The organism is Acidovorax sp. SRI_002, from assembly GCF_057586455.1.
Genome location: NZ_JBYCZW010000004.1, coordinates 549,350 through 576,199, shown reverse-complemented (window position 1 = coordinate 576,199; position 26,850 = coordinate 549,350). Strand labels below are relative to the sequence as shown.

At 66.5% G+C, this 26,850-nt stretch carries 23 protein-coding genes; 3 read left to right on the top strand and 20 right to left on the bottom strand.

Features of this window, described 5'->3' with window-relative positions; translation table 11 throughout:
* Window positions 1-128: 128 nt before the first annotated feature.
* Window positions 129-1,088 carry an alpha-E domain-containing protein gene (locus tag AC2YJX_RS13860; protein ID WP_055395479.1) on the top strand — a complete coding sequence of 320 codons (960 nt, stop codon included), beginning with the start codon at window positions 129-131 and terminating at the stop codon, window positions 1,086-1,088.
* On the opposite strand, the gene AC2YJX_RS13855 is transcribed toward AC2YJX_RS13860, so the two are convergent.
* From AC2YJX_RS13855 to AC2YJX_RS13845, 3 genes are all read right to left on the bottom strand, one after another.
* Window positions 1,054-2,025 carry a transglutaminase family protein gene (locus AC2YJX_RS13855; protein ID WP_121505593.1) on the bottom strand — a complete coding sequence of 324 codons (972 nt, stop codon included), beginning with the start codon at window positions 2,023-2,025 and terminating at the stop codon, window positions 1,054-1,056. The two genes, AC2YJX_RS13860 and AC2YJX_RS13855, sit on opposite strands and share 35 nt — an antisense overlap.
* 2 nt (window positions 2,026-2,027) lie before the next feature.
* Window positions 2,028-4,673, bottom strand: coding sequence for a circularly permuted type 2 ATP-grasp protein (locus tag AC2YJX_RS13850; protein ID WP_487256334.1), 2,646 nt, complete (start codon window positions 4,671-4,673; stop codon window positions 2,028-2,030).
* 159 nt (window positions 4,674-4,832) lie between these two features.
* Entirely contained in the window at window positions 4,833-8,330 is a 3,498-nt protein-coding gene (locus tag AC2YJX_RS13845) for a transglutaminase family protein (RefSeq protein WP_487256333.1), read from the bottom strand.
* A 181-nt stretch (window positions 8,331-8,511) separates the two neighbouring features.
* Here AC2YJX_RS13845 and AC2YJX_RS13840 point away from each other — a divergent pair, with 181 nt between their 5' ends.
* Window positions 8,512-9,234: an alpha/beta fold hydrolase gene (locus AC2YJX_RS13840; protein WP_487256332.1), complete on the top strand. Its 723-nt coding sequence runs from the start codon at window positions 8,512-8,514 to the stop codon at window positions 9,232-9,234.
* Window positions 9,235-9,405: 171 nt separating this feature from the next.
* On the opposite strand, the gene AC2YJX_RS13835 is transcribed toward AC2YJX_RS13840, so the two are convergent.
* From AC2YJX_RS13835 to AC2YJX_RS13785, 11 genes are all read right to left on the bottom strand, one after another.
* Window positions 9,406-10,791 (bottom strand): FAD-binding oxidoreductase, encoded by a 1,386-nt coding sequence (locus AC2YJX_RS13835; protein WP_487256331.1) that lies wholly within the window; start codon window positions 10,789-10,791, stop codon window positions 9,406-9,408.
* 101 nt (window positions 10,792-10,892) lie between these two features.
* On the bottom strand, window positions 10,893-11,813 hold the full coding sequence (locus AC2YJX_RS13830; RefSeq protein WP_370107923.1) for an ABC transporter permease: 921 nt from the start codon (window positions 11,811-11,813) through the stop codon (window positions 10,893-10,895).
* Window positions 11,810-12,610 carry an ABC transporter ATP-binding protein gene (locus tag AC2YJX_RS13825; RefSeq protein WP_210568256.1) on the bottom strand — a complete coding sequence of 267 codons (801 nt, stop codon included), beginning with the start codon at window positions 12,608-12,610 and terminating at the stop codon, window positions 11,810-11,812. Before AC2YJX_RS13825 ends, AC2YJX_RS13830 begins: the two co-directional genes overlap by 4 nt.
* 112 nt (window positions 12,611-12,722) lie before the next feature.
* A complete protein-coding gene (locus AC2YJX_RS13820; RefSeq protein WP_228896478.1) occupies window positions 12,723-13,721 on the bottom strand; it encodes an ABC transporter substrate-binding protein in 999 nt (332 codons plus the stop codon).
* Between the two features lie 87 nt (window positions 13,722-13,808).
* On the bottom strand, window positions 13,809-14,672 hold the full coding sequence (locus AC2YJX_RS13815) for a creatininase family protein (RefSeq protein WP_487256330.1): 864 nt from the start codon (window positions 14,670-14,672) through the stop codon (window positions 13,809-13,811).
* Between the two features lie 29 nt (window positions 14,673-14,701).
* Entirely contained in the window at window positions 14,702-15,178 is a 477-nt protein-coding gene (locus AC2YJX_RS13810; protein ID WP_431150351.1) for a RidA family protein, read from the bottom strand.
* On the bottom strand, window positions 15,175-16,494 hold the full coding sequence (locus tag AC2YJX_RS13805) for an amidohydrolase family protein (RefSeq protein ID WP_487256329.1): 1,320 nt from the start codon (window positions 16,492-16,494) through the stop codon (window positions 15,175-15,177). Before AC2YJX_RS13805 ends, AC2YJX_RS13810 begins: the two co-directional genes overlap by 4 nt.
* Window positions 16,495-16,517: 23 nt before the next feature.
* On the bottom strand, window positions 16,518-17,105 hold the full coding sequence (locus tag AC2YJX_RS13800) for an NAD(P)H-dependent oxidoreductase (RefSeq protein ID WP_431150346.1): 588 nt from the start codon (window positions 17,103-17,105) through the stop codon (window positions 16,518-16,520).
* Window positions 17,106-17,130: 25 nt separating this feature from the next.
* A complete protein-coding gene (locus AC2YJX_RS13795) occupies window positions 17,131-17,433 on the bottom strand; it encodes a 2Fe-2S iron-sulfur cluster-binding protein (protein WP_431150344.1) in 303 nt (100 codons plus the stop codon).
* A gap of 189 nt (window positions 17,434-17,622) precedes the next feature.
* Window positions 17,623-18,279: a TetR/AcrR family transcriptional regulator gene (locus tag AC2YJX_RS13790; RefSeq protein WP_218300432.1), complete on the bottom strand. Its 657-nt coding sequence runs from the start codon at window positions 18,277-18,279 to the stop codon at window positions 17,623-17,625.
* Between the two features lie 78 nt (window positions 18,280-18,357).
* Complete coding sequence (locus AC2YJX_RS13785; RefSeq protein WP_431150342.1) at window positions 18,358-18,885, bottom strand: nucleoside deaminase; 528 nt, start codon at window positions 18,883-18,885, stop codon at window positions 18,358-18,360.
* Between the two features lie 435 nt (window positions 18,886-19,320).
* Here AC2YJX_RS13785 and AC2YJX_RS13780 point away from each other — a divergent pair, with 435 nt between their 5' ends.
* Window positions 19,321-20,319 carry an isopenicillin N synthase family dioxygenase gene (locus tag AC2YJX_RS13780; RefSeq protein ID WP_431150341.1) on the top strand — a complete coding sequence of 333 codons (999 nt, stop codon included), beginning with the start codon at window positions 19,321-19,323 and terminating at the stop codon, window positions 20,317-20,319.
* A 30-nt stretch (window positions 20,320-20,349) separates the two neighbouring features.
* On the opposite strand, the gene otnI is transcribed toward AC2YJX_RS13780, so the two are convergent.
* The 6 genes from otnI to AC2YJX_RS13750 all read right to left on the bottom strand — a co-directional run bounded on the left by otnI (window position 20,350) and on the right by AC2YJX_RS13750 (window position 26,603).
* A complete protein-coding gene (otnI, locus tag AC2YJX_RS13775) occupies window positions 20,350-21,147 on the bottom strand; it encodes a 2-oxo-tetronate isomerase (RefSeq protein WP_431150339.1) in 798 nt (265 codons plus the stop codon).
* A gap of 24 nt (window positions 21,148-21,171) precedes the next feature.
* Window positions 21,172-22,239 carry an alpha/beta fold hydrolase gene (locus AC2YJX_RS13770; RefSeq protein ID WP_487256328.1) on the bottom strand — a complete coding sequence of 356 codons (1,068 nt, stop codon included), beginning with the start codon at window positions 22,237-22,239 and terminating at the stop codon, window positions 21,172-21,174.
* A 63-nt stretch (window positions 22,240-22,302) separates the two neighbouring features.
* Window positions 22,303-22,992, bottom strand: a complete 690-nt coding sequence (locus AC2YJX_RS13765) for a class II aldolase/adducin family protein (RefSeq protein ID WP_487256365.1) — start codon at window positions 22,990-22,992, stop codon at window positions 22,303-22,305.
* A gap of 17 nt (window positions 22,993-23,009) precedes the next feature.
* Window positions 23,010-24,281, bottom strand: a complete 1,272-nt coding sequence (otnK, locus tag AC2YJX_RS13760; RefSeq protein ID WP_487256327.1) for a 3-oxo-tetronate kinase — start codon at window positions 24,279-24,281, stop codon at window positions 23,010-23,012.
* Entirely contained in the window at window positions 24,278-25,189 is a 912-nt protein-coding gene (gene ltnD / locus AC2YJX_RS13755) for an L-threonate dehydrogenase (RefSeq protein WP_487256326.1), read from the bottom strand. Before ltnD ends, otnK begins: the two co-directional genes overlap by 4 nt.
* 37 nt (window positions 25,190-25,226) lie before the next feature.
* A complete protein-coding gene (locus AC2YJX_RS13750; RefSeq protein ID WP_487256325.1) occupies window positions 25,227-26,603 on the bottom strand; it encodes a GntP family transporter in 1,377 nt (458 codons plus the stop codon).
* Window positions 26,604-26,850: the final 247 nt, after the last annotated feature.

Sequence of the window (26,850 nt, the reverse complement as noted above, 5' to 3'; positions counted from 1 at the left end):
TTTTTTGCCTGCATCAAAGAGCGACAAGGGTGGCGGCCTGGAACTTGCTAGGTGTCTGCCATGGGGTTATTGAAACCCCTTGAGCAGCCAGTACCGAGCCACACACGACGCCAAGGGAGGGCGCGACCATGCTGAGCCGCACCGCTGACCATCTTTTCTGGATGGCACGCTATACCGAGCGCGCCGAAAATACGGCGCGCATGCTGGATGTGAATTACCAGAGCGCGCTGCTGCCGCAATCGACCGAGGTCGCCAAGCAGGGCTGGCAAGGGCTGCTGTCCATCAGCGAGCTGCTGCCCGCCTACACCGCCCAGCATGGCGAAGTGACCCCTGCCAAGGTGCTGGACTTCATGGTCAAGGACCCTTCCAACCCCTCGTCCATTCTGGCCTGTCTTCAGGCCGCGCGCGAGAACGCGCGGGCCGTACGCGGTGCGCTCAACACCGAGGCCTGGGAGATCCAGAACCAGACCTGGCTCGAAGTGAACCGCTTGATCGCCAGCGGTGCACTGGAGCAGGACCCGGCGCGATTCTTCGAATGGGTGAAGTTCCGCTCGCACCTCTCGCGGGGTGTGACAGTGGGCACCATGCTGCAGGACGAGGCGCTGCACTTCATGCGCCTGGGCACCTTTCTGGAGCGGGCCGACAACACGGCGCGGCTGCTGGATGTGAAGTTTCACGCGGTGCAGAGCGACTTCATGGGCGCGGCCACGGCGCAGGACCAAGACTACGACTTCTACCACTGGAGCGCCATCTTGCTCAGCGTGTCGGGCTTCGAGACCTACCGCAAGGTGTACCGCGACGTGATCACGCCCGAACGTGTGGCCGAACTGCTGATCCTGCGGGCCGACATGCCCCGCTCACTGCACGCTTGCATGAAAGAGGTGCTGGGCAACCTCGACATGCTGGGCAGCGGCCAGTCGGCCGAGACCCAGCGGCACGCGGGGCGGCTGCTGGCGCACCTGAAGTTCGCACGCATCGATGAAATCCTGACCCATGGACTGCATGCTTACCTCACCCAGTTCCTGGAGAGGGTGAACGACCTGGGTGCCAGGATCAGCCGGGACTTTCTGGTGCCTGCGGCGGTGTGAGGGGTGTATCTGGTGCGTCTGGCGCAGCGGCCATAGCGGCCGGCACCGGCTCCACCGTCACGCCCACCTGCAGCACATGGTGGTCGCCGCCGTGGATCACGCCGCGCAGCGGCGACACATCCGAAAAATCGCGGCCGATGGCCAGGGTCACGTAGTCCTCGCCCGCCGCGCGGTCGTTGGTGGGGTCCAGGTCAAACCAGGTGTTGTCGCCTGATGCGCCATTACTTTCGTCGGCTGCCGGTGACCACACCGACACCCAGGCGTGCGAGGCATCGGCCCCCACCAGCCGGGGTTGTCCGGGCGGGGGCTCGGTCAGCAGGTAGCCGCTCACATACCGCGCCGCCAGGCCCAGGCTGCGCAGGCAGCCGATCATCACGTGGGCAAAGTCCTGGCACACGCCCCGGCGCAGCCGCAACGATTCGAGCGCGGGCGTGCCCGCGTCGGTGGCGTTGGCGGTGTAGGCAAAGTCGGCATGGATGCGCGACATCAGGTGGCGGGCGGCCTGCATCAGCGGGCGGCCGGGTGCAAAGCTCTCGGCGGCATAGGCCACGAAGTCGGCATGCCGGGGAATATAGGGCGACGCAAAGCTGAACTCGGTGGCCGCGTGGTAGGGCTGGCCGCGCCGATAACCCAGGCGCTCGCGCACGGCCTCCCAGGGCTCGCCGGGCGGTGCGGCGGGCACGGGCAGGGTCTCCAGCAGGCTTTCGGCGCGCACCCGCAGTTGCTCGTGGGTGAACGGCAGGCTGAAGAACGCGCGGGTGTTGCCAAACACGTCCTGCACCATGTTGCACTGTGTTGGGGCGGGGTCCACCTGCAGGCTGTGGGTCAGCACACGCTGCACCACACCGGTGCGCGGACGCAGATGGGCCATGTGCTGGGCGTTCTGCACCGCCGGGCTGTAGTGGTACACCGTTTCGTGGATGACGCGCAGCTTCATGGTCAAGCTCCTACGCTGTGCCGAAGTGCATCCGCCGAATGCGTGAAGTAGCGCGTGGCCAGCACATCCGACAAGCCCATCACACCCCGCACACACCGGCCCAGATATTCCTCCAGAGTGGCATGGCGGCCTTCGGCGTCCTGTGCGCACAGGGCCACCAGCGACAGGTCGGACGCTTCGGGGATGCCCGTGGCGGCGGATTCGCAGGGCGTACCGGCGGTCGCTTCGATCTTGGCAATGCGCCCGCGCAGCGTCTGTGCGACCCAGGCCAGCGAGCGGGGGTTGTCGCGGTCGATCACCAGCAGGTCCAGCAGGGCGGGCATGTCGCGCCGCTGCTGGTACTGCGCGTGGAAGGTGATGGTGCTGTCAAACAGCGCCACCATGGCCTCGAAGCCGCCCTCATCGTGCACGGCGCCGGTCTGCAGGCCACTTTCCAGCGCCGAGGCCAGAAAGCCCAGGCGCTCCAGGTGGCGCCCGATGGACAGCAGGCGCCAGCCGTCGTCGCGGGTCATGCGGTCGGTCTGCTGGCCCGTCATGGCTGCGGTGTGGCCGCTCAGGCCTTCCAGCTGGCGCAGCGCGTCCAGCGGCGAATAGTCGCCGTCGTCTTCGGCTCCTGTGCGGGGCGCAAAAAACTCCGCCTCGGCGCGCACGATGAGGTTCCAGTGTTCCTGCGACAAACGGTCGCGCACGGCCGAGGCCGCACCCAGGATGCCGCGCAGGTTGTAGCCCACGCTGGTCACCTGCGCGGGCTGCGTCAGCCCGGCGATCAGCGAGCGCTCGAACACGCGCCGTGCCTGCCCGGCCGCAGGCACGGTCGGTAGCACCAGCCCCTGGCTCACGCCCATGGCGCTCAGCCAGGTCAGCAGCGGCTGCGAGGTCTGGTCCTCCCCATTGAGGCATTGCAGCGTGATGCGCGCCAGGCGCGTGACGTTCTCGGTGCGTTCGGTGTAGCGACCCAGCCAGAACAGGTTTTCGGCCGCGCGGCTGGTCACCTGGCGGCTGCGGTGCACCACGGCGGGCGCGGCCTGGTTGTGGGCCAGCAGCGTGGTGGTGTCCACGGGGCCATCTGTCTGCACCCATACATCGGCGCTGCTGCCGCCGCGCTGCATGGATGTAATGCCGCTGTCGCCCTGGGCCAGGCGGGCCAGCCCGCCCGGCAACACGCGCCACGAGCCGGGGCCGTCGCACACCGCAAACACGCGCAGCATCACCGAGCGGGGGGCGATGGGGCTGCCGCCCTGGCCCGCACCTTCTGCGGCTTCACTGCGCCAGGTGGGCATTTGCGACAGCGGCAGGTGGGCCTGCACGGTGTATTCGTCGCCCTGGGCTTCGATGCGTGCGGACCACTGCGCCAGGTCTTGCGCCGACAGCGCACCGCCCAGCACGGGCACGCGCTGCGCCATGGGCCAGGTGGGGCGGATCACGCTGTGCGCGAGCTGCGGCAGCACCGCCTGCATGGCCGAGCGCTCGCCACACCACCAGGTGGGCAGCGACGGCAGGGCCAGCTCTTCGCCCAGCAGGTGGCGCGACAGCGCAGGCATGAAGCCCAGCAGCGCCGACGATTCGAGGAACGCCGAGCCCGGCGCATTGGCCACCAGCACGTTGCCCGCACGGATGGCCTGCAGCAGGCCGGGCACGCCCAGGCGCGAGTCGCTGCGCAGCTCCAGCGGGTCCAGAAACTCGTCGTCCAGGCGCTTGAGGATGCCGTGCACCGGCTGCAGGCCATGCAGCGTCTTGAGGTACAGGCGCGCGTCGCGCACGGTGAGGTCGTTGCCCTCGACCAGCGTCAGACCCAGGTAGCGCGCCAGGTACGCGTGCTCAAAGTAGGTCTCGTTGTACGGGCCGGGCGTGAGCAGCACGATGCGCGCATCCGCCCCCGCCGGGCTCATCTGCCGCAGTCCGTCGAGCAGTGCGCGGTAGGTGGCGGCCAGGCGCTGCACATGCATCTGGCTGAACGCCTCGGGGAACAGGCGCGAGATGAGCAGCCGGTTCTCCAGCAAATATCCCAGGCCTGAGGGCGCCTGCGTGCGCTGCGTCACCACCCACCAGTCGCCCTGCGCGTCGCGCGCCATGTCGAACGCCGCGATGTGCAAATGGGTGCCGCCCACGGGCTGCACGCCATGCATGGCGCGCAGGTAGCCCGGGTGGCCCTGCACCAGCGCGCTGGGCAGCAGGCCTTTGCGCAGCAGCTCCTGCGGGCCATACACGTCGGCCATCACGCGGTTGAGCAGGCGCGCGCGTTGCAGCACACCGCGCTCGATGTGTGCCCAGTCGCCCTGCGAGAGGATCAGCGGGAACAGATCCACCGACCAGGGCCGCTGCGGGCCGTCGGCGTCGGCATAGACGTTGTAGGTGATGCCGTTGTCGCGCACCTGGCGCTGCAGGCTTTGCATGCGCCGGTCCAGGTCCTGGAAGCCCTCGGGCCCCAATTGATCAAAGAATTGGGCCCAGGCGCCAGTGATATCTGGCTTGTTTGCTATTGATTTGGGAGTGGCCGATGCAGTGACAGCGCCGGGGGCGTCCGCCACGCTGGCACCCCGCAGCTCGTCAAAATGCCCGGCCGCCGCAGCGGGCGCCAGTGCAGCCGCCAACTGGGCTGCGCTGTCAGAAGGGTCGGGGGTGGGGAGGCTGTCGTTGAGGTGGTTCACTGCGCTCGATTTTCGGGCATTTGGTCGACAACACTCTGCGGGTAACCCGCACCGTCGAAACTGGCGGGGCCGATGCCAGAGACGCCAAGCAAGGGCCGCCCCGCAGCAAGGGCGTCGTCCCCCTGGGGGGAAGGCGCGCAGCGACTCAGGGGGGCTTCTCTACCTCCGCATCTTTCGCCGCAGATCCAGCGTGAACGGAAACTCCCGGCTGCCCGGCAGTTCAATGGTCGCGGGCGGCACCGCCAGCCTGCCCGGCGTGTGGCCCATGCGCGAGAAGCGCGCCAGGCGGCGGCTTTCGGCCTCATACGCGTTGACCGGGAAGGTGTCGTAGTTGCGCCCGCCCGGGTGCGCCACGTGGTACTGGCAGCCGCCGAGCGAGCGGTTCATCCAGGTGTCCACGATGTCGAACGTGAGCGGCGCATGGGCGCCAATGGTCGGGTGCAAGGCCGAGGGCGGGTTCCAGGCCTTGTAGCGCACACCGGCCACAAATTCGCCGGTCGTGCCCGTGCTTTGCAGCGGCAGCGGCTGGCCGTTGACGGTGACCACATGGCGGCTTTCGTTCATGCCCGTCACGCGCACCTCGATGCGCTCCAGCGACGAGTCCACATAGCGCACGGTGCCGCCCGCAGAGCCTTCCTCGCCCATCACATGCCAGGGCTCCAGCGCGTTGCGCAGGGTCAGCTCCACGCCCATCGATTGGACGGTGCCGACCATGGGGAAGCGGAATTCGAACTGTGGCGCAAACCAGGCGGGGTCGAACGCGTAGCCTGCAGTGTTCATCTCGGCCATCACGTCGTGCATGTCCTGCTGGATGAAGGTGGGCAGCATCCAGCGGTCGTGCAGCTCGGTGCCCCAGCGGGCGGCGGGCGCGCGGTAGGGCGCCTTCCAGAAGCGGGCGATCAGGGCGCGCAGCAGCAGCTGCTGCACCACGCTCATGTGGGCGTGGGGCGGCATCTCGAACGCGCGCAGCTCCAGCAGGCCCAGGCGACCGGTGCTGCTGTCGGGCGAGAACATCTTGTCGATGGAAAACTCGCTGCGGTGGGTATTGCCCGTCACGTCCACCAGGATGTTGCGCAGCGTGCGGTCCACCAGCCAGGGCGGCATGTCCTGGCCGTACAGGGCGCGGTTGGATTCGATCTCGCGCAGTGCGATCTCCAGCTCATACAGCTGGTCGTTGCGCGCCTCGTCCACGCGCGGCGACTGGCTGGTGGGGCCGATGAACAGGCCGCTGAACAGGTAGCTCAGGCTGGGGTGGTTGTGCCAGTACAGCAGCAGGCTGGCCAGCAGCTCGGGCTTGCGCAAGAACGGCGAGTCGGCCGGTGTGGCGCCGCCCATCACAAAATGGTTGCCGCCGCCGGTGCCGGTGTGACGGCCATCGGTCATGAACTTCTCGGCCGACAGGCGCGTCTCCCACGCGGCCTGGTACAGAAACTCGGTGTGCTGCACCAGCTCCTTCCAATGGCTGGAGGGGTGGATGTTCACTTCGATCACGCCCGGGTCGGGCGTGACTGCCAGCACCTTCAGGCGTGCGTCGCGCGGGGGCGGGTAGCCTTCGAGCACGATCTTCATGCCCAGCTCTTCGGCCGTGGCTTCGATGGCGGCCAGCAGGTCCAGGTAGTCGTCCAGGCGTGCCAGGGGCGGCATGAACACGTACAAAACGCCGTACTTCTCGCCCACCTTCTCCGCCTTGGGGCCGCTGGCGCGGCGCGGGTCGCGCACCTCCACGCACAGGGCGGTGCGTGACAGGCCTGCGGCCGACTGGAACTTGCCCGGGGGCTGCACGCCCGCATGGGGGTCGGGCTGCCCTGCCTGGCGCGCGTGGTCGCCGCCCGCAGTGCCTTGCGCCATGCGGCGTGCCTCGCCCGGTGCGGTGGCGCCCGCCAGGTAGGGCAGGTCGCGGTCGCCGGTGACAGGGCCCGCTGGAACGGAATACCGCGCACGCAGCGTGGCGGCAGCGGCCAGCGGGCCCTGGGGTGCAGTCGGGTCTTGCGCGATCAGGTGATCGGTGTCCGACGCCTTCACCCAGGGCAGGGCGTCCAGCGGCAGGCGGTAGCCCATGGGCGAATCGCCGGGGATGAGCAGCATGCGGTCATCGCGGAAGAACCACGGCCCGGTGCTCCACACGCTGCCCACCAGCGTGCCAGCGCCTTCGCCTGCCTGCAGCGGCAGCACGTAGCCCACCACGCTGTCGAGTTTTTGCTCGAACACGCGGCGAAGGCGTGCGCGCTCCAGCTCATCGTCCAGGCGCGCGTCAAACGGGTCCACGTTGACCGGCAGGCGCCGCTCGCGCCACAGGTAGTAGAAGGTGTCTTCATAACCGGGCTGGATGTAGCGGTCGGTGATGCCCAGCTTGCGCGTGAGGTGGCGCACAAAACGTTCGGCGTCGGCGCTGGTGTAGTGCGAGGGGTTGCGTTCGTCAGCAAACAGCGCGGGGTTCTGCCACGCGGGCTGGCCGTCGGCGCGCCAGCAGATCGACAGTGCCCAGCGCGGCAACTGCTCACCCGGGTACCACTTGCCCTGGCCAAAGTGCAGGAAGCCGCCCTGGCCGTATTCGGCGCGCAGCTTGTGCACCAGCTCGGTGGCAAAACCGCGCTTGGTGGGGCCCAGGGCGTCGGTGTTCCACTCCGGCGCGTCGCGGTCGCCCACGGCCACAAAGGTGGGCTCGCCGCCCATGGTCAGGCGCACATCGCCCGCCACAAGGTCGGCGTCCACCCGCTCGCCCAGCGCCAGCACGGCCCGCCACTGGGCTTCGGTGTAGGGCTTGGTCACGCGGGGCGATTCAAAGATGCGCGTCACGCGCATCTCGTGGCTGAACTCCACCTCGGCCTTGTCCACGCCGCCTTCAATCGGCGCGGCCCCCGAGGGCTGGGGTGTGCAGGCCAGCGGGATATGGCCCTCGCCCGCCATCAGGCCGCTGGTGGCATCCAGGCCGATCCAGCCCGCGCCGGGCAGGTAGACCTCGCACCAGGCGTGCAGGTCGGTGAAGTCGTGGTCGGTGCCGCTGGGGCCATCGAGCGCCTTCACGTCGGGCGTGAGCTGGATCAGGTAGCCCGACACAAACCGCGCCGCCAGCCCCAGGTGGCGCAGCAGCTGCACCAGCAGCCAGCCCGAGTCGCGGCACGAGCCGCTGGCCTTTTGCAGCGTCTCCTCGGGCGTCTGCACGCCGGGTTCCATGCGGATCAGGTAGCGGATGTCTTGCGAGACCTGCTGGTTGAGCTTGACAAGGAAATCGATGGTGCGCTGCTTGCTGCGGTCCACCTTGTCCAGATAGGCCTGCACCAGCGGTGTCATCGGGTCGGTGGCCAGGTACGGTGCCAGCTCCTGCTGCACATCGCTGCTGTAGTTGAACGGGATGTTCTCGGCCTCGGGCTCCAGGAAGAAGTCGAAGGGGTTGTACACCGCCATTTCCACCACCAGGTCCACCGTGACCTTGAACTCGCGCGTCTTCTCGGGGAAGACCAGCCGCGCCTGGTAGTTGGCAAACGGGTCCTGCTGCCAGTTGATAAAGTGCTGCGCGGGCTCGACCTTGAGCGAGTACGAAATCACATTGCTGCGGCAGTGGGGCGCGGGCCGCAATCGGATAGTCTGTGGCCCGAGGCCGACCAGCCGGTCGTATTGGTAGTGCGTGACGTGGTGGAGCGCGGCGTGGATAGGCATATGCAGGCCATGCTAGCAAGTCCCGAGCCATCGCGGGCAACTATTCCAAGGGCGGTGACAAGCGGTCATCGGCTGTTCACAATGTGCGGTCCGTGCCCCGCTGCTGGGGCTGTCTCTCTCTCTCTCTCTCTCTCTCTCTCTAGCTTATCGCGCACCAACTTGGTGATGCCCTGATTCACCCATGTCCCATTCCCCCCAACTTCTGCTCCTGCCCGGCCTCGCGGCCGATGAACGCATGTGGCGCGGCGTGCTGCCGCTGCTGCCCGCCGCGCTGCGCCCCGCTGTCGCCACGGCCCACCAGGATGTGGGTCTGCACACCATCGAGGACTTTGCCGCCCGGCTGCTGGCACAGCACGCGGGGCCACTGGTGCTGGCCGGTGCATCGATGGGCGGCATGATCGCCATGGAAGCCGCGCGCCAAGCGCCGGAGCGTGTGGCCGGGCTCGCGCTGCTGGGCACCACCGCGCGGCCCGAGACGCCGGATATGCGGGCGCTGCGCGAAGCCGCTATCGAACTCTTTGAACAAGGCCGCCTGCGCGAAGTGATCGAGCCCAACGTGGCCTTTGCCTTTCATCCTGACAACGCCACGCGGCCTGAGCTGGTGCAGGCCTATCTCGACTTTGTGCTGGACGCAGGCGCCTCCCACCTGGTTCGCCAGAACCGCGCCGTCATCCATCGGCCCGATGCCCGCCAGCACCTGCCCGGCGTGGTCTGCCCGGTGCTGGTGGTATGCGGCGAGGCTGACCAGCTCACGCCGCCCGAATGTTCGGCTGAGATTGCGGCGCTGGTGCCCGGTGCTGAGCACCACCTCTTGCCGGACAGCGGCCACATGCTGACCATGGAGCAACCTGAAACGGTGACACGGCTGCTGGTGCAGTGGTTGGCGCGCAGCGGATGGATCTGACCTGAGCTTCCTTCCTCTCGCCTTGTGGACGAGGGCGCAGTGGTGGGCGGGATGGACTTAGAGCGGCTCAAAAAACTCAGCGAAACGGCCATCCCTAGGCGTTCGGCCTCAGGCAGTACAAGGAGTACGGCAAGGTGGGACAACGACGCCAGGGAAGTTTGTGAGGCGCTCTCAGGCAGTTTGTCGCGCTGGCTTTGTCTCGGGCGCCAGTTGTGTTTCCGCATACCAGCTGCGCAGCTTGCCGGGGTTGAGCAGGCCCTGCGGGTCGAAGCGGCGCTTCATGCCCACCACGGCCGGGTCCAGGTTGTTCTGCTTGCCGTCTTCTACGATGTACACATGCGGGTTGTTGATCTGCACGCCGTGGTCGCGGTAGATCTGCATGATCTGGTTCAGGCGTTCTTCGGTGGTGTAGCGGATGATCTGCAGGCCGCTGCAGTTGAAGGCGCCTTCCTTGGTGCGCAAGAATTCCAGGTGCATCATCACCTCGCCCTTCAGCGCTGCCTCCAGCGCCTTCACCTGCTTGAGGCGGTGCATGGGGTTGAAGCCGCTCTGGATGTAAGTCAGGCCCTTGTCCACCTTGAGGGCGTGCAGGGTGGTGTGGTTCCAGGTGTATTCGAGCAGCGTCTTGTGGCTGCCGGCCACTTCGTCGGCGGTCTTGCGGTAGGTAATCTGGCCGCCGTGCTGAGCCACCATATCGCGCATGCCGGCTTCGGAGTGCGGGGCTACCAGCATCAGCACCGCGTGCTGGTCGGCGGGCAAGTGCTCGGCCAGGCTGGTGAAGTATTGCGGGATGGGTGCGGCCAGAAAACACACCTCCTTTTTCTCCAGCCCGGGGGCGCTGCCAAAGCGGTCGGCAAATTCCAGCGCGTCGTCAAACTTGTCGAAGGTAGCGATGCATTCGGTCCACTCCACGGCAGGGGTCAGGGCCACTTCCAGCTCCAGCACGATGCCGTTGGTGCCGTAGGTGTGGTGCTGCAGCATGGCTTCGGGGCCGTGCAGTTCGATGATCTGCGGTTCGGGCTCCACCGTCATCGCACGCACGGCCAGCACGTTGCCAGGCGCGGCCAGCGGGCCGTGGTTGATGGAGCCTGCCCCCCCAAAGCCGCCGCCAAACAGCCCGCCCAGCGTGGCGCTGCGGTAGGTGCTGGGCAGCCAGCGCAGCTCTTGCCCATGGGGCTTGGCCTGCGCATCAAAGTCTGCCAGCCGGATGCCCGACTGCGCGCGGCCCACACCGCCGCGCACCCAGCCAAATGCGTTGTAGCCCGACAGGTCCAGGATCACGCCGCCGTGCAGCGGCGTGCTTTGCCCGTAGTTGCCGGTGCCGCTGCCGCGCACGGTGAGGGGAATGCCCGCGCTGGCGCAGGCGGCCACCACCTGGCGGATTTCTGCTTCGGTGCGCGGGCGCACGGCGATGTCGCCGCGCTTGCCCGCCAGGTCACGCTTGAGCACGGGGCTGAACCAGGCAAAGTCCTGTGAGAGGCGGCCCACGCGCAGCGGGTCGGCGATCCAGTCGAGGCCGGGCAGCAGGTCGGGCAGTTGATGGGCGGTGGTGGTCATGTCGGTATCTCCTTGGCCGCTGGTGGCCGTTTTGGGCAAAAGAAAGCCCTTGCCGCGCGCCACTGGCTGCGCGAGGTTTGTTGGCGATGGGGTTGAAAGGGCTAGTCGTGCGACGTTTCGCTGGCGTGCCAGCCGCCCAGGGCGACACGGGTGAGCCAGGCCATCAGCACGAACAATGCGACCCCGGTGAGCGAGATCAGCAGCAGCGCAGCAAACATGCGCGGGATGTTGAGCTGGAAGCCCGCCTGCAAAATCTGGTACGCAAGCCCCGCACCCTGGCCCCCGGTGCCCGCCACAAACTCCGCCACCACGGCGCCGATGAGCGCCAGGCCGCTGGAAATGCGCAGCCCGCCAAAGAAGTAGGGCAGCGCACTGGGAATGCGCAGGCGCAGCAGCGTCTGCAGCCGCGTGGCGCGGTTGAGCTGGAAGTAGCTTTGCAGATCCGGCTCCACACTGCGCAAACCCAGCGTGGTGTTGCTGATGATGGGGAACAGGGCGACCAGTGCGGCGCAGATCACCATCGAGGCCGTCGGGTCCTTGACCCAGATGATGATGAGCGGTGCCACGGCTACGATGGGCGTGACCTGCAGCAGCACGGCGTAGGGGAAGAGCGCGGTCTCGATGCGTTTGCTCTGCACAAACAGGAACGAGATGAGCACACCCGCCACGGTGGCCACCACAAAGGCCAGCACCGTGATCTTGACGGTGACCCACAGCGAGCCGCCCAGGGCGGCCCAGTCGGTGAACAGCGTCTTCATCATCAAGATGGGTGAGGGCACCAGGTAGGGTGGTAGCTCCATGGCCGTGACCAGCCCCTGCCACAGCGCGATCAGCACTAGGCCGACCAGCACGGGGTACACCACGCGCTGCACGCGGGGTTGGGCCATGAGCGGCGGGCGTTTGGGTGTGGCCTTGGCGGCAGGTTTGGCAGCGACTGTTGCAGGCGCTGAGCGCGGTGCGGCTGCGGGGTGGGCGGTGACCACGGGCGACGCCATCGGTGCGGAAGGGAAGGGGGTGCTCATGCCACGGTCTCCTCGGTGTCCACGCTGGCGCGCAGCAGGCTGTCCTGCAGCAGCTTGGCATAGCGGCTGAATTCGGGCGACACCATGAAGTCGGCCGTGCGGGGGTAGGGCGCGTCGATGCGGAACTCTTCGACCACGCGGCCCGGGCGCGCGGCCATCATGACCACGCGGCTGGAGAGGAACACCGCCTCGTGGATCGAGTGCGTCACAAAGATCACGGTGAGCTTCTTCTTGCGCCACAGATCCAGCAGGTCGGCGTCGAGCTTGTGGCGCGTGATTTCGTCGAGCGCGCCAAAGGGCTCGTCCATCAGTAGCAGGTCGGGCTGGGTGACCAGGCCGCGCGCAATCGACACGCGCATCTGCATGCCGCCCGACAGCGCGCGGGGTAGCGCATGGGCAAATTTCGACAACCCCACCAGCGCCAGCGCTTCGGTCACGCGCGCATCGGCCTCGGCGCGGGGCACGCCCGCCAAGTCGAGCGGCAGGCGCACATTGGTCTGCACACTGGCCCAGGGCATGAGCGTGGGCGACTGGAAGACAAACGCCATCTTCTTGCCGCTCTCTTCCAGCTGCGCCACGGGCTTGCGCCACAGGTGCAGGCGGCCGTCGGTGGGCTCCAGCAGGCCTGCCACCATTTTCAGCAGCGTGCTCTTGCCGCAGCCCGAGGGGCCCAGCAGGGTGACGAACTCGCCTTCCTCAATGGTCAGGTCCACCGGCAGCAGGGCCTGGGTGCCATTGGGGTAGGTTTTTTCGGCCGAGAGCACCTCCACGGCGGGTGTGGAATAGGTGGCTGGCATCGGGGTGTGCACCAGCGGCGGAGAGTCAGCGGGGGATGTCATGGTCGCCTTTCGATGGATGCGGCCGGGCGGGCAAAGGGTCGCACCGGCCGCTGTTTCAGGGCTGTCAGGCTCAGGGCAGAACCTTGAGGTCTTTGACGAACGAAGTTGTGTAGGTCTCGGCCAGCTTCACCTTGGCAGGGTCGATGAGCTTGGCGTCCACCAGGAAGTCGTAGCTGGCCTTGGCGCGTGCGTCGGTCATGATGCCGATGCCCATGGTGGCCGCGTCACCCCCGGTGGCCATGCCCATTTCCTTGAGTTTGGCCACGCTGTAGGCGAGCTGCTCGTCGGTCATGTTGGGGTTGTCCTTCTTGATGAGCGCGTTGGCGGGTGCGGGGTCGGCCAGGTAGCTCTTCCAGCCTTCCATCGATGCCTTCACGAACGAGGCCACGGCGGCGCCGCGGTCCTTCACCGTCTTTTCCATGCACGAGATGGTGGTGGCGTACGCTGGGTAGCCCTGGTCGCTGAACATCAGCGTATTGGCCTTGACGCCCGCCTTGGCAATCGCAAACGGCTCGGATGTCAGGTAGCCCTGCTGCGCGGTGTTCTTGTCGGCCACGAAGGGCTGGATGTTGAAGGTGTAGGGGCGCGTCTGCGAGTCGGTGAAGCCGTACTTGGCCTTGAGCCAGGGCCAGTAGCCGCGCTGGGCCGACGAGGCGATCAGGATGGTTTTGCCCTTGAGGTCTTCGAATTTCTTCACGTCCTCGTGCGCGATGAGCACCTGCGGGTCCTTCTGGAACACGGCCGCCACGTTGACCACGGGCACACCGCCTTCACGCATCTGGATCATCTGCAGGTCGCTCGACCCCATCACGCATTCGGCCTGGCCGGCGGCCATCATCTGCACGATGTTGACCTGCGGGCCGCCCATCTTGATGGTCACATCCAGCCCGTACTTTTTGTACAGGCCCGTGGCCACCGCCTGGTAGAAGCCGCCATGCTCGGCCTGCGCGTACCAGTTGGTCATGTAGGTGAACTTTTCCTGCGCGTGGGCCTGCATGGTGCCGACGGCACCAACAGCGAGCAGCGCGGCTGCACCAAGTTTGGAAAGGCGGGAGGCGGTCTTCATCATGGTGGTACTCCGGTAGGGTGGTGGAGGTGGAACGAAGGGACAACGAAGGGAAAAGCGAAGAGGACTTTGTGGTGGCGTTCGCAGGTTTCAGGCCAGTGCGCTGGAGTGCTCCACGTGGCCGGTGTGATGGGCGCGGCCCCAGGTGGGCTCAGTGCGCGGTGCCCACTGCAGCCGATGCAGCTCGGTAATGGCGGCGGCCCAGCTCACGGCCAGCGAGTCGAGGATGGCGTGCCCCTGTTCGGCCGTGGCGGGCAGCGGGTCGCCAATGATTCCGCTGGGGCCGAAGTCGCGCGCACTCCAGGCGCAGGCCGGGCGGCCGTCGGGTGAGAGCAGGGGCGAATCAAAAACGGGCGGGTAGTTGACTACCGCACGCTCCATGTGCACGGTGTCGGGGGCCAGCGCCAGCATCAACGCGGTCTCGGCGTGGCCTGCGTGCATCGCCAGCTTCTTTTCGGTGTCGGACAGGTACTTGCCCGCCACATGCGGCACACGCCAGGTGAAGCTGGGCACCACGATGAAGTCGCCATGGCGCAGGCGCAGCTCGCGCGCGCACATCTCCATCACCTGCGGCTGACCGCCGTGGCCGTTGACGAACAGCAGCTTGCGAAAGCCTGCGCGGTACACCGATTCGCCCACCTCGTTCATGGTAGCCAGCAGGGTCTCGCCGCTCAGCGTGACGGTGCCGGGGAAGTGCAGGTGCTCTTCGGACTTGCCGTAGGTGATGGGGGCCATCGCAAACGCAGGCACATCGGCCGGCAGGCGGGCCAGTGCATGGCCCACCACCCCCGCGCTGATCACCGTGTCCACCGCACACGGCAGGTGCGGGCCATGCTGCTCTGTGGCGCCCGTGGGCAGCACGATGACGATGTTTTCCTTGTCTGGCAGGTCGGCGATCTCGGTCCAGCTCAGGTAAGGCAGGTAGCGGTGGGGCGGGTTGTAGCCGTGCAGCATGGGTGGTTCTTTCGTGAAGGAAGCTGTTGTCAGCGCAAAGGGAGGTAGGCCGTGGCCTCCACCTCGATGAGGATGTCGGGCGTGGGCAACATGCCGCTCACTTCCACTACGGTGGATGCGGGGGGCTCGCCAGGAAAGAACAGCTTGCGCACGCGGCTGTACTGTGGGAAGTGGTCCAGGTTCTTGAAGTACTGCACCAGCTTGAACACGTCGGACATCTGGCCGCCCGCCGCTTCAATGGTCTGGCGAATGCGGTCCAGCACATACCAGCTCTGCGCGAGGATGGGGCCCTCCTTGATGTCGCTGCTGAACTCGCCGGTGCGGCCAATCAGCGTGGCAGCTTCGTCAGGGATGTCGGCATAGCCAAGCACGATGCGGCTGGCGACAGGGTCCACGGCAATGATCCCGCTCAGGTAGATGAAGTCGCCTGCGCGGCGCCACGCGGCGTAGCGGGCCAGGGGCTGGGCGATACCTGGCGCAGGTACGGGCGCAGATGTGGGGCTCATGCGAGGCTCCTTGCGGACTGGGTGGTGGGCACATGCCAGGCAGCCGGTGCATGGCCGCTGGCCACGCGGCCTTGGCGCAGCACCACACGGCTTTGTGCGCGCGATGGAAAGCCCCAGTGGTCGGCCTGCGTGAAGACCAGCAGGTCGGCCACCGCACCGGGCTGCAGGGGCAGCGCCGTGGTGCCAGTGCGGCCGGTGCGCAGCCAGTCGGTGCGGCACAGCGATTCGCTCCACTGGTCGAAAGGTGCATCCAGCTGCGCCGCCAGCACGCCCGTGGCCAGGGCCTCCAGCGGGTCGAAGCTGCCCACAGGGCAGAACGGGTCTTGCACGTTGTCGCTGGCCACTAGCACCGGGATGCCGCGTGCACGGGCTTCCTTCACCAGCGTCAGGCCACGCTGGCGCGGCGTGCGACCGGTGGTGGCGTCCTGCAGCAGCAGGTTGGTGATGGGCAGCGTGACCAGCGTGATGGGTTTTTGCGCGACGGCGTCGAGCGTGGCGAGCGCTGTGGCCTCGTCCTGTGCGGCCAACGCGCAGGTGTGCCCGCAGACCACATGGCCTTCAAAGCGCAGCTCCTTGATCAGTGCGGCCGTCGTCGCCAAGCCCTGTGCGCCGGGGTGCAGTTCTTCGTCCACATGCAGGTCCACGTTCAGCCCGTGGTGTTGTGCGGCTTCCAACAGGTGGCGCAGCGCCTGCGGGTCCCAGTTGGTGGAATGCACAAAGCCGCCCAGCAATGCGCCGGGGCCGCTGGCGGCCACGGTGGCGGCCAGCCGCAGGGCGGCGCTGCGGTCTGCGTACAGGTGCAAGGGGATCAGGCTCACACGCTCTAGCGTGATGCGGTCGGCCCAGTCGTGGGCCAGTGCGCGCAACACGTTCCAGGCCAGTGGCTGCGCGTCGGGCTCCCACCAGTCGCAGTGGGTGCGCAGGTGGACGGTGCCTGCGTCGTAGGCCCATTGCAGCGCGCGGCTGGCGCGGGCGTGGATGTCTGCTTCGGTCCAGCTTTGGCGCTCCACCATCATGGCCTCGATGGCACCCAGCAGGCCGGGTTTGACCTCTCCCATGCGCGGCAGGGTGAAGGCCTTGTCCAGGTGGGTGTGGGCATCGACCAGGCCGGGCAACACCAAGGCGCCCGCTACGTCCCACACGGTGCCATGTGGCGCAGGCTGGGTGCCGTGGGGCACCACCTGCACGATGCGGCCCTGGGCCAGGTGCAGGTCGGCCAGTGCGGGCTGGTGGCCCTGCTGCGGCCACGCAGAGGGCAGCAGCCAGCGCGGCAACCGGGCGCGCAGGATGTGGTCGGGAGTGTTGGATGCGTGCATGCCGTGGCCCTTAGAACGTGGTCTTACGCAAAGCGCGCCATCGCCTGGCCCACGCGGGCCTTGAAGGCCGCCAGCCGGGGCGGTGTGGCCACGTTCATGTGGTAGTAGGCGTGGTAGTCCACCCGCGCCTTGCCGCCCGTGAGCAGGCGCATGTAGCGGGTGATGGACTTGCGCGGCGGGTCGCCCATGAACAGGGCCGTCCAGCGGGGGCGCCCGTAAGTGACCACGGCCGAGATGCGCTGGATGTGCGTGAGCGAGGGCTTGACGTTGTGCGGATCGCTGATGTCAAAGGCCACGCCGGGCATGAGCACGCGGTCGAAAAATCCCTTGAGCATCGCCGGCATGCCAAAGCACCAGGTGGGAAAGCAGAACACCACGGCTTCGGCCCAGAGCAAGCGGTCCACGTAGCCTTGCACGGGCAACTGGTTGCTGGGCACCTCGTGGTAGCCCAGGCGCTCCTCGCGTGTCATCACGGGGTTGAAGCCCTCGGCGTACAGGTCGCAGTCGTCCACCTCATGGCCTGCGCCGCACAGCTGCTGCACCACCTCGGTGTGCAGGGCGGCGTTGTAGCTGGTCTCTACCGGGTGGCAATAGATCACGAGGATGCGCATGGCGGGGCTTCCTGGTTGTTGAAGTTCAGAGGTCGAGCGTGAGCGTGGGCCCGTGGCAGCGTGCGCAGCACACGGCGACGTGGGTGGCTTGCTCTGCTGCGCTCAGGCAGTTGTCGCGGTGGTCGGGCTCGCCGTCCAGCCAGCGGGTGACGCAGGTACCGCACACGCCCTGCTCGCACAGGGTTTCCAGCGGCACGCCAGCGAGCTGCAGCACGTCGGCCATGCTCTCGCCGGGGCCAACGGGCAAGCGCATCTGGCTGCGCTGCAGGATCAGCTCGAACGTGTGTTCTGTGCGGGTGGCGCTGGCGGTGTCAGGGGCTGTCTGCATTGTTTGACCATGTGATTTGATCGATTGGTCAAACTATTGCAAAGGCTGTGCCAGCCACAGAAATCGGTCAAACGTCTTTGTGGTGGATCAACGCGGCCTGAAAGGGGCTTTTGACGCCGCGTGCTGGTGCAAATTGCCCGGGTTTCGCCCCTCGGGCACCCAAGGGATGCCCAGAATGGGGCGGGGGCCTTAGTCTGGTGCGAGGCCGCAGCCCAGCAGCACAAAGCTGGTGAGTTCACGCACGATGGGCTCGCGGTCGATGGGCTCGTCGGGCGCCAGGCCCAGCATGATGTGCACCTGCACGCCGTAGTCGGCGTAGTGCTGCGTCATGCCCCAGATCTGCATGAGCAGCAGCGTGGGGTTGACGGCGCGCATGCGGCCTTCGGCAATCCAGCGGTTGATGAGGTCCACCTTCTGCTGGGTGGACTTGACGGCCACGGGCCAGTATTTGCCCAGGTTGCGCCCACCGCCCAGCACCTCGGTGGTGAAGATGCGCGACAGGCCCGGGTTGTCCAGCGCGTAGTCGAGCTTCTTGCGCACGTAGCTGCTCAACACCTTCTTGGGATCGTCGCTGTTGCTGTCAAAAATGAAGGCGCCCGACCAGCCGTTGAGCACCGAGTACAGCAGCTCTTCATACAGCTCTTCCTTGCTGCTGATGTAGTAGTGCAGCTGGGGCTTGGTCAGGCCCGCGCGCTCGGCAATGGCCTTGGTGGATGCCCCTTTGAACCCATGGCGGCTGAACTCGGCAACCGCCGCCTCGCGGATGGCGGTGAGGATGCGCTCGCGCCCTTGTTTGGCGCGGCCCAGGAGTGCGCCTGAGGCGACATCGGTTTCGGTTTCAGTCATGGACGGGCGGGGTGCGGGATGCGCGGCTTGCAAGAGACAACAGGTAGAAGATAGCGATTTTGCGCGCTACTGCTCGCTTCACGCTTTCCAGAAGCCGATGTGGGGAACGCTGGCCTCCTCGATCAGCGCGGGGCCAATGCACTCGATGGAATGGGGCGATGCTGCGAACACATCGCGGCAGGACAGCTCTGCATCGCGTTGTTCCGCTCGCTCGCCGCGATAGACCCGCAGGCGAACGGCGTCAATGCCAAACACCACGCGACCGATGCCAGACCAGAAAATTGCGCCTGCGCACATCACGCAGGGCTCGGCCGACGAGTACAGCGTGGCCTTGGCCAGTGCATCGCGGCCCACGCGGGGGCTGAGCTGGCGCACGGCGTTGGTTTCGGCATGGCCCGTGCAGTCGCCGGTTTCGGTGGTGTTGCAGTAGGCCTCGGCAAGCAGTTCGCCGCCTGCGCCCACCACCACGGCGCCAAATGGACGATTGCCGCGCGCTCGTGCCGTGCAGGACCAGACGATGGCCTGGCGCAGGTAGGTGCCGTCGGTGTCGTTGATGGACGTGGGGTCGTCAAAACTGGCAGGGCGTGCAGACATGAGCGCGTGCATGGGGTGTCTCCGTCGATGGTGGGTTGGTGGCTGTCGTTGTGCAACGCCAGGCCGTCTGCACGCCCGCCGTTGTGGTGCGGGGCGCTATGCATTTGGCATGCCAATCACAATCAGTGACATGTGTGCATGGCTTTCGGCGCGCTGTACACAAGCGCTCTGACTTTGCGCGGGCACAAACGCAAGGCGTTGTGGGCATTCTTCTTGCATCGCCATTGGCAAGAGTAGAAGCGTTCACTGCGTTGCCCCCTGTGCAGTCCTGCACGACGCGATGCCAGTCGGAAATTGCTCTTGAAGCCCGCTGTGCGCACAGCGGTGTGCGCTTGCACACCGGGGCTTCAAGGGTTGAACGGACGGCCGCAGCAGGTGGTGCCAAACGCTCTTGAAGCACCCAGCGGGAGGGCCTTTCTTCCTTCCACTTGTCTTCAGGAGAACTGCATGACCACCACCACCGCCACCTACGACCTCGCCGAGCTGCAAAAAGAAACGCGCATGGGCGCGATGGGCTCGGAAACCGCGAGCCGCGAGATCCGCCGCATCGACCTCAGCCACTTTGCTCAGCGCAAGACCGAGATTGCCGACCAGCTATGGGACGCCGCAGTCGATGTCGGCTTTTTCCAGATCGTGAACCACGGCATTGACCTGGCCGAGGTGCACAAAGCCTTTGCGATGACCGAGCGCTTCTTTGCGCTGCCGCATGCCGTGAAGGCGCAGTACCCGCTCAAGAAGGCGCTCAACGTGGGCTGGGAGAGCCGCGCGCAGGTGCGCCCCTCCACCGGTACACCGGACCAGAAGGAGTCGTACCAGATCACCCGCCCGCACATGGCAGGACTGTGGCCCACCGACGAGGAGCTGGCGGGCTTTCAATCCACCATGCTGAACTTTGAGGGCCAGTGCTGGCAGGTGGCCATGCAGGTGCTGTCGTGTTTTGCGTGGAAGCTGGGGTTTGACGAGGCCTTCTTTGCCCGCGCGCATGACCCAGCACAGGCCAGCTACCAAAGCACCCTGCGCCTGCTGCACTACTTTGCGACCCCGCCCGAGCAACAAGCCAGCCTGGGCCTGTGGCGCGCCGGGGCGCATACCGACTTTGATTGCATGACCCTGCTCTTTCAGCGCCAGGGCCAGGGCGGCCTGCAGGTGTGCCCGGGCAAGGAGATGGACACCCAGGCCTGGACCTCGGTGGAGCCCGACGAGCAGGCCATCACCTGCAATATCGGCGACATGCTGATGCGCTGGAGCGACGACCAGCTGCCCAGCAACTTCCACCGTGTGAAGAACCCGCTGCCGGGCGAGTACATGGGCCCGCGCTACAGCATCGCCTTCTTTGCCCAGGCCAACCGCGACGCCATCATCGAAGGGCCGGGCAAGAAGTACCCGGCGATTGCTGCGGGTGACTACCTGAACCAGCGGGTGGCGGCCAACTTCAAGGCGTACTGATGGCGCGTAGGCCGCCGGTGGCCGTGCGGCTTACAGCCAGGGCTGGAGCCAGCCCAGCCCGTCGGATGTGGCATGGGGCGCCGCGCCGCGTGCCGGGCGGTATTCGCAGCCAATCCAGCCGTCGTAGCCTAGGCTGTCCAGCAGCTTGAACAAATAGGTGTAGTTCAGCTCGCCCACATCGGGCTCGTGGCGCTCGGGCACACCGGCAATCTGGAAGTGGCCGACGTTGCCGGTGGGCAGGTACTGGCGCACCTTCATGGCCAGGTCGCCTTCCACGATCTGGCAGTGGTACAGGTCCATCTGCACCTTCACGTTGGGGGCACCGATCTCGGCGATCAGCGCATGGGCCTGGTCCTGGCGGCTCAGGAAGAAGCCGGGCATGTCGCGGCCGTTGATGGGCTCCAGCAGGATCTGGATGCCATGGGGCGCGGCCTGTTCGGCCGCGTAGCGCACGTTGGCGATGTAGGTGGCGTGCACGGTGGCCGCATCTGCACCCTGGGGCACCAGCCCGGCCATCACGTGGATGCGGGGGCATTGCAGGGCCTGGGCGTATTCAACCGCTTTGGTAATGCCGTCGCGGAACTCGGCCTCACGCCCGGGCAGGCAGGCCAGCCCGCGCTCGCCCGCGTCCCAGTTACCGGGCGGGGCGTTGAACAGCACCTGCTGCAGGCCGCTGGCCTGCAGGCGCGCGGCCAGTTCTTGCGCCGGGTAGGCGTAGGGAAAAAGGTACTCCACCGCCTTGAAGCCATCGCGCGCGGCGGCGGCAAAACGGTCAAGAAAGTCCACGTCGTTGTAGAGCATGGACAGGTTGGCGGCAAAGCGGGGCATGAAAGATTCCTGTGAAAAAAGCGGTCAGCGGCGCGGTGCGCTGGTGAGCACCTGCGCCAGCCGGTCTTGGTAAAAGCGCGCCAGGCCCACCGTGCTGTGGCCGATGGTGTCGGCGCTGGCAGGGATCACGTAGGCCTGGGCGTGGGGGATGCGGGCGATGGCTTTGTCCAGCACACCCAGCTCGGGTGGGTTGCGCTCATCGTCTGCCGAGTTGATGGCCAGCACGCGTGCGGTGATGCGTTCCAGCCCGGGCTCGGGGTCGTAGTCGCGCGATGCTTCCCACTGGTAGATGTGGTCGTTGGCATCGCCGCGGAAAGGGGCTTTGAGGCGCTGCTCCACCAGCGCATCGGCCGCAGCGCGGTTGGGGGCCAGCTTTTGCAAGCCTTGATTGCCACCGTTGGTGCCCGTGCCAAAGAACACCGACGCAAACTGCAGGCTTCGGGGCTGGCGGGTGTAGTTGCCGCCCTGCCATTCGGGATCGTTGCGGATGGCATCCACCAGCAGGCGGCGCATCATCCAGTTGCGGCCTGACATGGCGGCGGGCAGCGAGGCCATGGGCACGGCAATGTCCATGAAGTCCGGGTGGCGCTGGGCCCACACCCAGGTGTGCATGCCGCCCATGGAGTTGCCAATGATGGCGCGCACATGGCGCACGCCCAGGTGCTCGGTCAACAGGCGGTACTGCGCCTGCACCATGTCGTCATAGTTGTAGGCTGGAAAGGCAGCGCGCAGGCCGTCTGATGGCTTGCTGGAGCGGCCGGTGCCGATGGCGTCCGGCAGGATGATGAAGTGCTTGCGTGCATCCAGCGGCTGGCCAGGGCCAAACAGCGTGCCTGCAAAGCCGGGTGTGAGCATGCTTTCTGCCGAGCCATTGGTGCCATGCAGCACCAGCACGGGTTCGCCGGTGGGCTCGCCCACGGTGGAGTAGGCCAGCTTGAGTTCGGGCAAGGTCTGGCCGGTGTGGAAGCGGAAATCCTTGACGACCCACTCGCCGTGTTTGGGGGCGGGGTAGTCCGCAGCCGATGCGCCGCCTGTGGCCAGCACGCCCAGCAGCATGGGAGCAAAGGCTTTGCGCCAGAAAGAAAGGGTCATGGTTTGTCTCCTTGTGTGTGTTCTTTCGTCCCCGCGCCTTGTGCGCAGCCAGCCGGTTACCAGTTACCAGTGGGCACCAAAGCTCTGGCGCAGCTCCTCGATCTGGGGCTCGGTCAGCGGCGTGGGGCGGGGCTGGCACAGCATCCACAGGCGGGCGGTTTCTTCCAGCTCTTCCAGCACGGCCATGGCGGCGGCGGGCGTGTCGTGCCACACATTGGGCCCGAGGCGCGCCAGCATCACGGCGCACACAGGGCTGCCCTGTGCGGCATAGCGGGTGATGGTTTGCGCCACCAGCGCTGCCGCTGCGGCGTCACCGGGGCGGTGGTAGGGGATGTGCGGCACACGGCCCACCTTCATGACGAAGTAGGGCGTGATAGGGGGCAGCAATTGCGCATCGGGCGCCAGCTGGCCACCCGCAGCCGTGTCGGCTTGCAGCGAGCAGGCCACCAGGTGCGTGCTGTGGGTGTGGATCACGCAGCGGGCGGGTACGGCTGTCGATGCCGATGCCTCGTAAATCTGGCGGTGCAGCGCAATGGTTTTGCTGGCCCGGTCGCCCGCCACCTGCTGGCCTTGTGCGTCCAGGCGCGCCAGCCGCTCGGGCTGCAGCGTGCCCAGGCAGGCATCGGTGGGGGTGATGAGGTAACCGTCGGCCAGGCGCACGCTGATGTTGCCTGCGGTGGCATGCACATAGCCCCGCTCAAACAGGCTGCGGCCCACGCGGCAGATTTCGTCGCGGGCTTGGCGCTCATCCATGAAGGCGGGGGTAGAGGTCATGCCAACAATTGTGCAAAAGCCTTGGTGAAAAAATCGGTGCTACCAAAATTGCCCGACTTCAGCGTGATGTGCAGCCCGTCCTTGGCGTCCGGGGCCACCGCATGGCACCACGGCACGCCGGGGTCAATCTGCGCGCCAATGCGCATCTGCGTGATGCCCAGTGCCTGCACACAGGCGCCGGAGGTTTCGCCACCCGCCACGATGAGCTGGCGCACACCGCGCTGCACCAGGCCGCGTGCAATGGCGGCAATGGTTTCCTCCACCATGGCACCGGCTTTTTCGGAGCCCAGTTTGCCTTGAATGGCGCGCACGGCCGAGGGCTCGGCGGTGGAATACACCAGCACCGGGCCCTGGCCGATGTGGTCTTCGGCCCAGGCCAGCGCTTCGGCGGCCACGTCCACGCCTGCGGCGATGCGCAGCGGGTCGATGGCCAGGGCTGGCTTGCCCGCCTTGATGAAATCCATGACCTGCTGGTTGGTGGCCACCGAGCAGCTGCCCGACACGATGGCCTGCAGCCCTTGCGCGGCGGGCAGGCGGGCTGCCTCGTTGCTGGGGGCCACGCCAAAGTTGCCCGGCAGGCCAATGGCCACGCCGGAGCCTGCGGTGACCAGCGGCATGCCCTTGAGCGCAGGGCCCAGGCGCAGCAGGTCGGCGTTGGACACCGCATCGACCACGGCCATGCGCACGCCCTCGGCCTTGAGTTGATCGGTGCGCGCGCGGATGGCGGCCTCGCCCTGTGCGACCACGCTGTGGTCGATCAGGCCCACGCGGCTGGGTGTTTGTGCCTGCAGCACGCGCACCAGGTTGGGGTCGGTCATGGGCGTGAGCGGGTGGTTCTGCATGCCGCTCTCGTTCAGCAGCACATCGCCCACAAACAGGTAGCCCTTGAACACGGTGCGCTTGTTGTCGGGGAACGCGGGCGTGGCGATGGTGAAGTCGGTGCCCAGGGCCTGCATCAGCGCATCGGTCACGGGGCCGATGTTGCCTTCGGCCGTGCTGTCAAAGGTGGAGCAGTATTTGAAGTAGATCTGCTCGGCGCCTTGCGCTTTCAGCCATTGCAGCGCGGCCAGGGACTGGGCGATGGCCTCGTCTTTGGGAATGGTGCGCGACTTGAGCGCGACCACAATGGCGTCTGCCTCGGCGTCGAGCGGTGCGGTGGGCACGCCCATGGCCTGCACCACGCGCATGCCTGCGCGCACGAGGTTGTTGGCCAGGTCGGTCGCGCCCGTGAAGTCGTCGGCAATGCAGCCCAGCAACGCGCGTGTCATGCCTTCTCCTTTCCTTCGGGCAACGTGATGCCAGGGAAGATCTTGATCACGGCGCTGTCATCTTCCTTGGCAAAGCCTGCGGTGGAGGCTTGCATGAACATCTGGTGCGCAGTGGCCGCCAGCGGCAGGGGAAATTTGCTGGCGCGTGCGGTGTCCAGCACCAGGCCCAGGTCCTTCACGAAGATATCGACGGCCGACAGCGGCGTGTAGTCGCCCGCCAGCACATGGGCCATGCGGTTTTCAAACATCCAGCTGTTGCCCGCGCTGTTCGTGATCACTTCATACAAGGCGCTTGCTTCCACGCCTTCGCGCAGGCCCAGGGCCATGGCTTCGGCGGCCACGGCAATGTGCACACCGGCCAGCAACTGGTTGATGATCTTGACCTTGCTGCCCGCACCCGCCTTGTCGCCCAGGCGGTACACCTTGCCGGCCATGCCGTCGAGCACGGCGCCCGCTGCGGCATAGGCCTCGGGCTTGGCCGAGGTCATCATGGTCATCTGGCCCGAGGCAGCCTTGGCTGCGCCGCCGGAGATGGGGGCGTCCACATAGTGCAGGCCCAGGGCGTTCAGGCGCGCTTCCATCGCCACGGACCAGTTGGGGTCCACGGTGGAGCACATCACAAAGGTGCTGCCGGGGCGCATGGTGCTGGCTGCACCGCCCTTGCCATCGTCGCCAAATAGCACGCTCTCGGTCTGCGCGGCGTTGACCACCACCGATACCACCACATCACTCACCGCTGCCAGTGCGGCGGTGGTGGCGTGGGCCGTCCCGCCATCGGCCACAAAGGCATCGGCCACGCCGGGGCGCACGTCGCAGACGTGGATGGTGAAGCCGTTGTTGCGCAGGGTCTTGGCAATGCCAGCGCCCATGGCGCCCAGGCCGATGATGCCGACGGTGGGTTTTGTCATGTTGTCAGTCCTTCAAAGAAATTCAAAAAGGGGGCGTTCAGGCCACCAGTGCCCACAGCAAGGCCGTGAGGGCAAAACCCGCCAGGCCCAGCACGGTGGTCAGTACGGTCCAGGTGCGCAGGCCATCACCCACGCTCAGGCCCAGGTAGCGGGTCACGATCCAGAAGCCCGAATCGTTGACGTGCGACAGGCCCAGGCTGCCAAAGCCAATGGCAACCGTGAGCAGCGCCACTTGCAAGGGGGAATACCCGCCGCCCGCCATCGCGTCGGCCAGCAGGCCGCAAGTGGTGATGATGGCCACGGTGGCCGAACCCTGCGCGGCGCGCAGCGCCAGCGAAATGATGAACGCCAGCAGGATGAGCGGCAGATGAGTAGCGGTGAGGCTTTGCGACAGCGCCGTGCCAATGCCGCTGGCGGTGAGCACCTTGGCAAACACGCCGCCCGCACCCGTCACCAAAATCACGGTGGCGGCAGGGGGCAGGGCGGATTCCATGATGGCGTTGGTGCGCTCGCGGTTCCAGCCCTGGTTGCGGCCCAGCAGGTACATCGCCAGGCCCACGGCCACCATCAGCGCAAAAATGGGCGAGCCGATGAAGCCCAGCACATTGCGCAGGCTGTCGCCCTTGGGCAACAGGGTGGCACCAGTGGTACCGGCCATGATGAGGGCCAGGGGAATCAGGATGAGCGCCATGATGGTGCCCACGCCGGGGGCAGCGGCAGCCTTGGGGGCCTTGGAATCCGCGCCTTCTTGGCTGCTGCCAAAGGCCGCAAACTGCTCGGCCGTGGTGGGCAGCATGGGGTAGCCCTTGCGGTTGAGCCAGCCCGAAACCACCTGCGACAGCGCCGCCAGCGGGATGCAGATGGCCAGGCCAATGATGGTGATCCAGCCGATGTCGCCCTTGACGATGGTCGCCCCGCCCACGATGCCGGGGTGCGGTGGCACCACCACGTGCGCGGCCAGCATGATGCCCGCCACGGGCAGGCCGAACTTGATGGGATTGACGCCCGCCGCCTTGCAAAAGCCGTAGACGATGGGCACCAGGATGATGAAGCCCACATCAAAAAACACCGGGATGGCCAGCACCAGCGCGGCGGCCGTGAGGGCCATGGGCACCCGTGTGGGCCCCAGCAGCTGCGTGAAGCGGTTGGCCAGGCTGGCTGCGCCGCCCGAGACCTCGATCATGCGCCCCAGCATGGAACCCAGCGCCACCAGGATGGCGACCGAACCCAGCGTGCCGCCCATGCCCGCAATCAGCGTGCTGATGATGTCGCCGATGGGCATGCCCGTGGCGAAGGCGACGAGAAAGCTCACGAGCATCATGGCCACGAAGGCGTGGACTTGCCAACGGATGATGAGCAACAGAAGCAGGGCAATGCTGCCGGCGCCGATTCCGAGAAGTGCGAGGGTGGACATGTGAGGGATATCTCCAGGATGGAAGGGTGGCAGACGGAGCAACGGGTCAGTGCAAGCGGCCGATTTGCAGCTCCTGTCGGCACCTTGATTGATGTGTTTATATGGTTATCATACAAATTACCGCGTTCTATTCCGCTTCGGGTTAACCCGTATCGGTAGCCATCTGCGGCGGGCGCTACGCTCGTGTTTACAAGGTTTTTTGCTATCTAGCGCTTATCTGTTAAGCGCTAATAGCTATTGATTTAAT

Coding starts and splice junctions, on each gene's coding strand:
- AC2YJX_RS13860 (WP_055395479.1), top strand. CDS start 129: ATGCTGAGCCGCACCGCTGACCATCTTTTCTGGATGGCACGCTATACC.
- AC2YJX_RS13855 (WP_121505593.1), bottom strand. CDS start 2,025: ATGAAGCTGCGCGTCATCCACGAAACGGTGTACCACTACAGCCCGGCG.
- AC2YJX_RS13845 (WP_487256333.1), bottom strand. CDS start 8,330: ATGCCTATCCACGCCGCGCTCCACCACGTCACGCACTACCAATACGAC.
- AC2YJX_RS13840 (WP_487256332.1), top strand. CDS start 8,512: ATGTCCCATTCCCCCCAACTTCTGCTCCTGCCCGGCCTCGCGGCCGAT.
- AC2YJX_RS13835 (WP_487256331.1), bottom strand. CDS start 10,791: ATGACCACCACCGCCCATCAACTGCCCGACCTGCTGCCCGGCCTCGAC.
- AC2YJX_RS13830 (WP_370107923.1), bottom strand. CDS start 11,813: ATGAGCACCCCCTTCCCTTCCGCACCGATGGCGTCGCCCGTGGTCACC.
- AC2YJX_RS13825 (WP_210568256.1), bottom strand. CDS start 12,610: ATGCCAGCCACCTATTCCACACCCGCCGTGGAGGTGCTCTCGGCCGAA.
- AC2YJX_RS13820 (WP_228896478.1), bottom strand. CDS start 13,721: ATGATGAAGACCGCCTCCCGCCTTTCCAAACTTGGTGCAGCCGCGCTG.
- AC2YJX_RS13815 (WP_487256330.1), bottom strand. CDS start 14,672: ATGCTGCACGGCTACAACCCGCCCCACCGCTACCTGCCTTACCTGAGC.
- AC2YJX_RS13810 (WP_431150351.1), bottom strand. CDS start 15,178: ATGAGCCCCACATCTGCGCCCGTACCTGCGCCAGGTATCGCCCAGCCC.
- AC2YJX_RS13805 (WP_487256329.1), bottom strand. CDS start 16,494: ATGCACGCATCCAACACTCCCGACCACATCCTGCGCGCCCGGTTGCCG.
- AC2YJX_RS13800 (WP_431150346.1), bottom strand. CDS start 17,105: ATGCGCATCCTCGTGATCTATTGCCACCCGGTAGAGACCAGCTACAAC.
- AC2YJX_RS13795 (WP_431150344.1), bottom strand. CDS start 17,433: ATGCAGACAGCCCCTGACACCGCCAGCGCCACCCGCACAGAACACACG.
- AC2YJX_RS13790 (WP_218300432.1), bottom strand. CDS start 18,279: ATGACTGAAACCGAAACCGATGTCGCCTCAGGCGCACTCCTGGGCCGC.
- AC2YJX_RS13785 (WP_431150342.1), bottom strand. CDS start 18,885: ATGCACGCGCTCATGTCTGCACGCCCTGCCAGTTTTGACGACCCCACG.
- AC2YJX_RS13780 (WP_431150341.1), top strand. CDS start 19,321: ATGACCACCACCACCGCCACCTACGACCTCGCCGAGCTGCAAAAAGAA.
- otnI (WP_431150339.1), bottom strand. CDS start 21,147: ATGCCCCGCTTTGCCGCCAACCTGTCCATGCTCTACAACGACGTGGAC.
- AC2YJX_RS13770 (WP_487256328.1), bottom strand. CDS start 22,239: ATGACCCTTTCTTTCTGGCGCAAAGCCTTTGCTCCCATGCTGCTGGGC.
- AC2YJX_RS13765 (WP_487256365.1), bottom strand. CDS start 22,992: ATGGATGAGCGCCAAGCCCGCGACGAAATCTGCCGCGTGGGCCGCAGC.
- otnK (WP_487256327.1), bottom strand. CDS start 24,281: ATGACACGCGCGTTGCTGGGCTGCATTGCCGACGACTTCACGGGCGCG.
- ltnD (WP_487256326.1), bottom strand. CDS start 25,189: ATGACAAAACCCACCGTCGGCATCATCGGCCTGGGCGCCATGGGCGCT.
- AC2YJX_RS13750 (WP_487256325.1), bottom strand. CDS start 26,603: ATGTCCACCCTCGCACTTCTCGGAATCGGCGCCGGCAGCATTGCCCTG.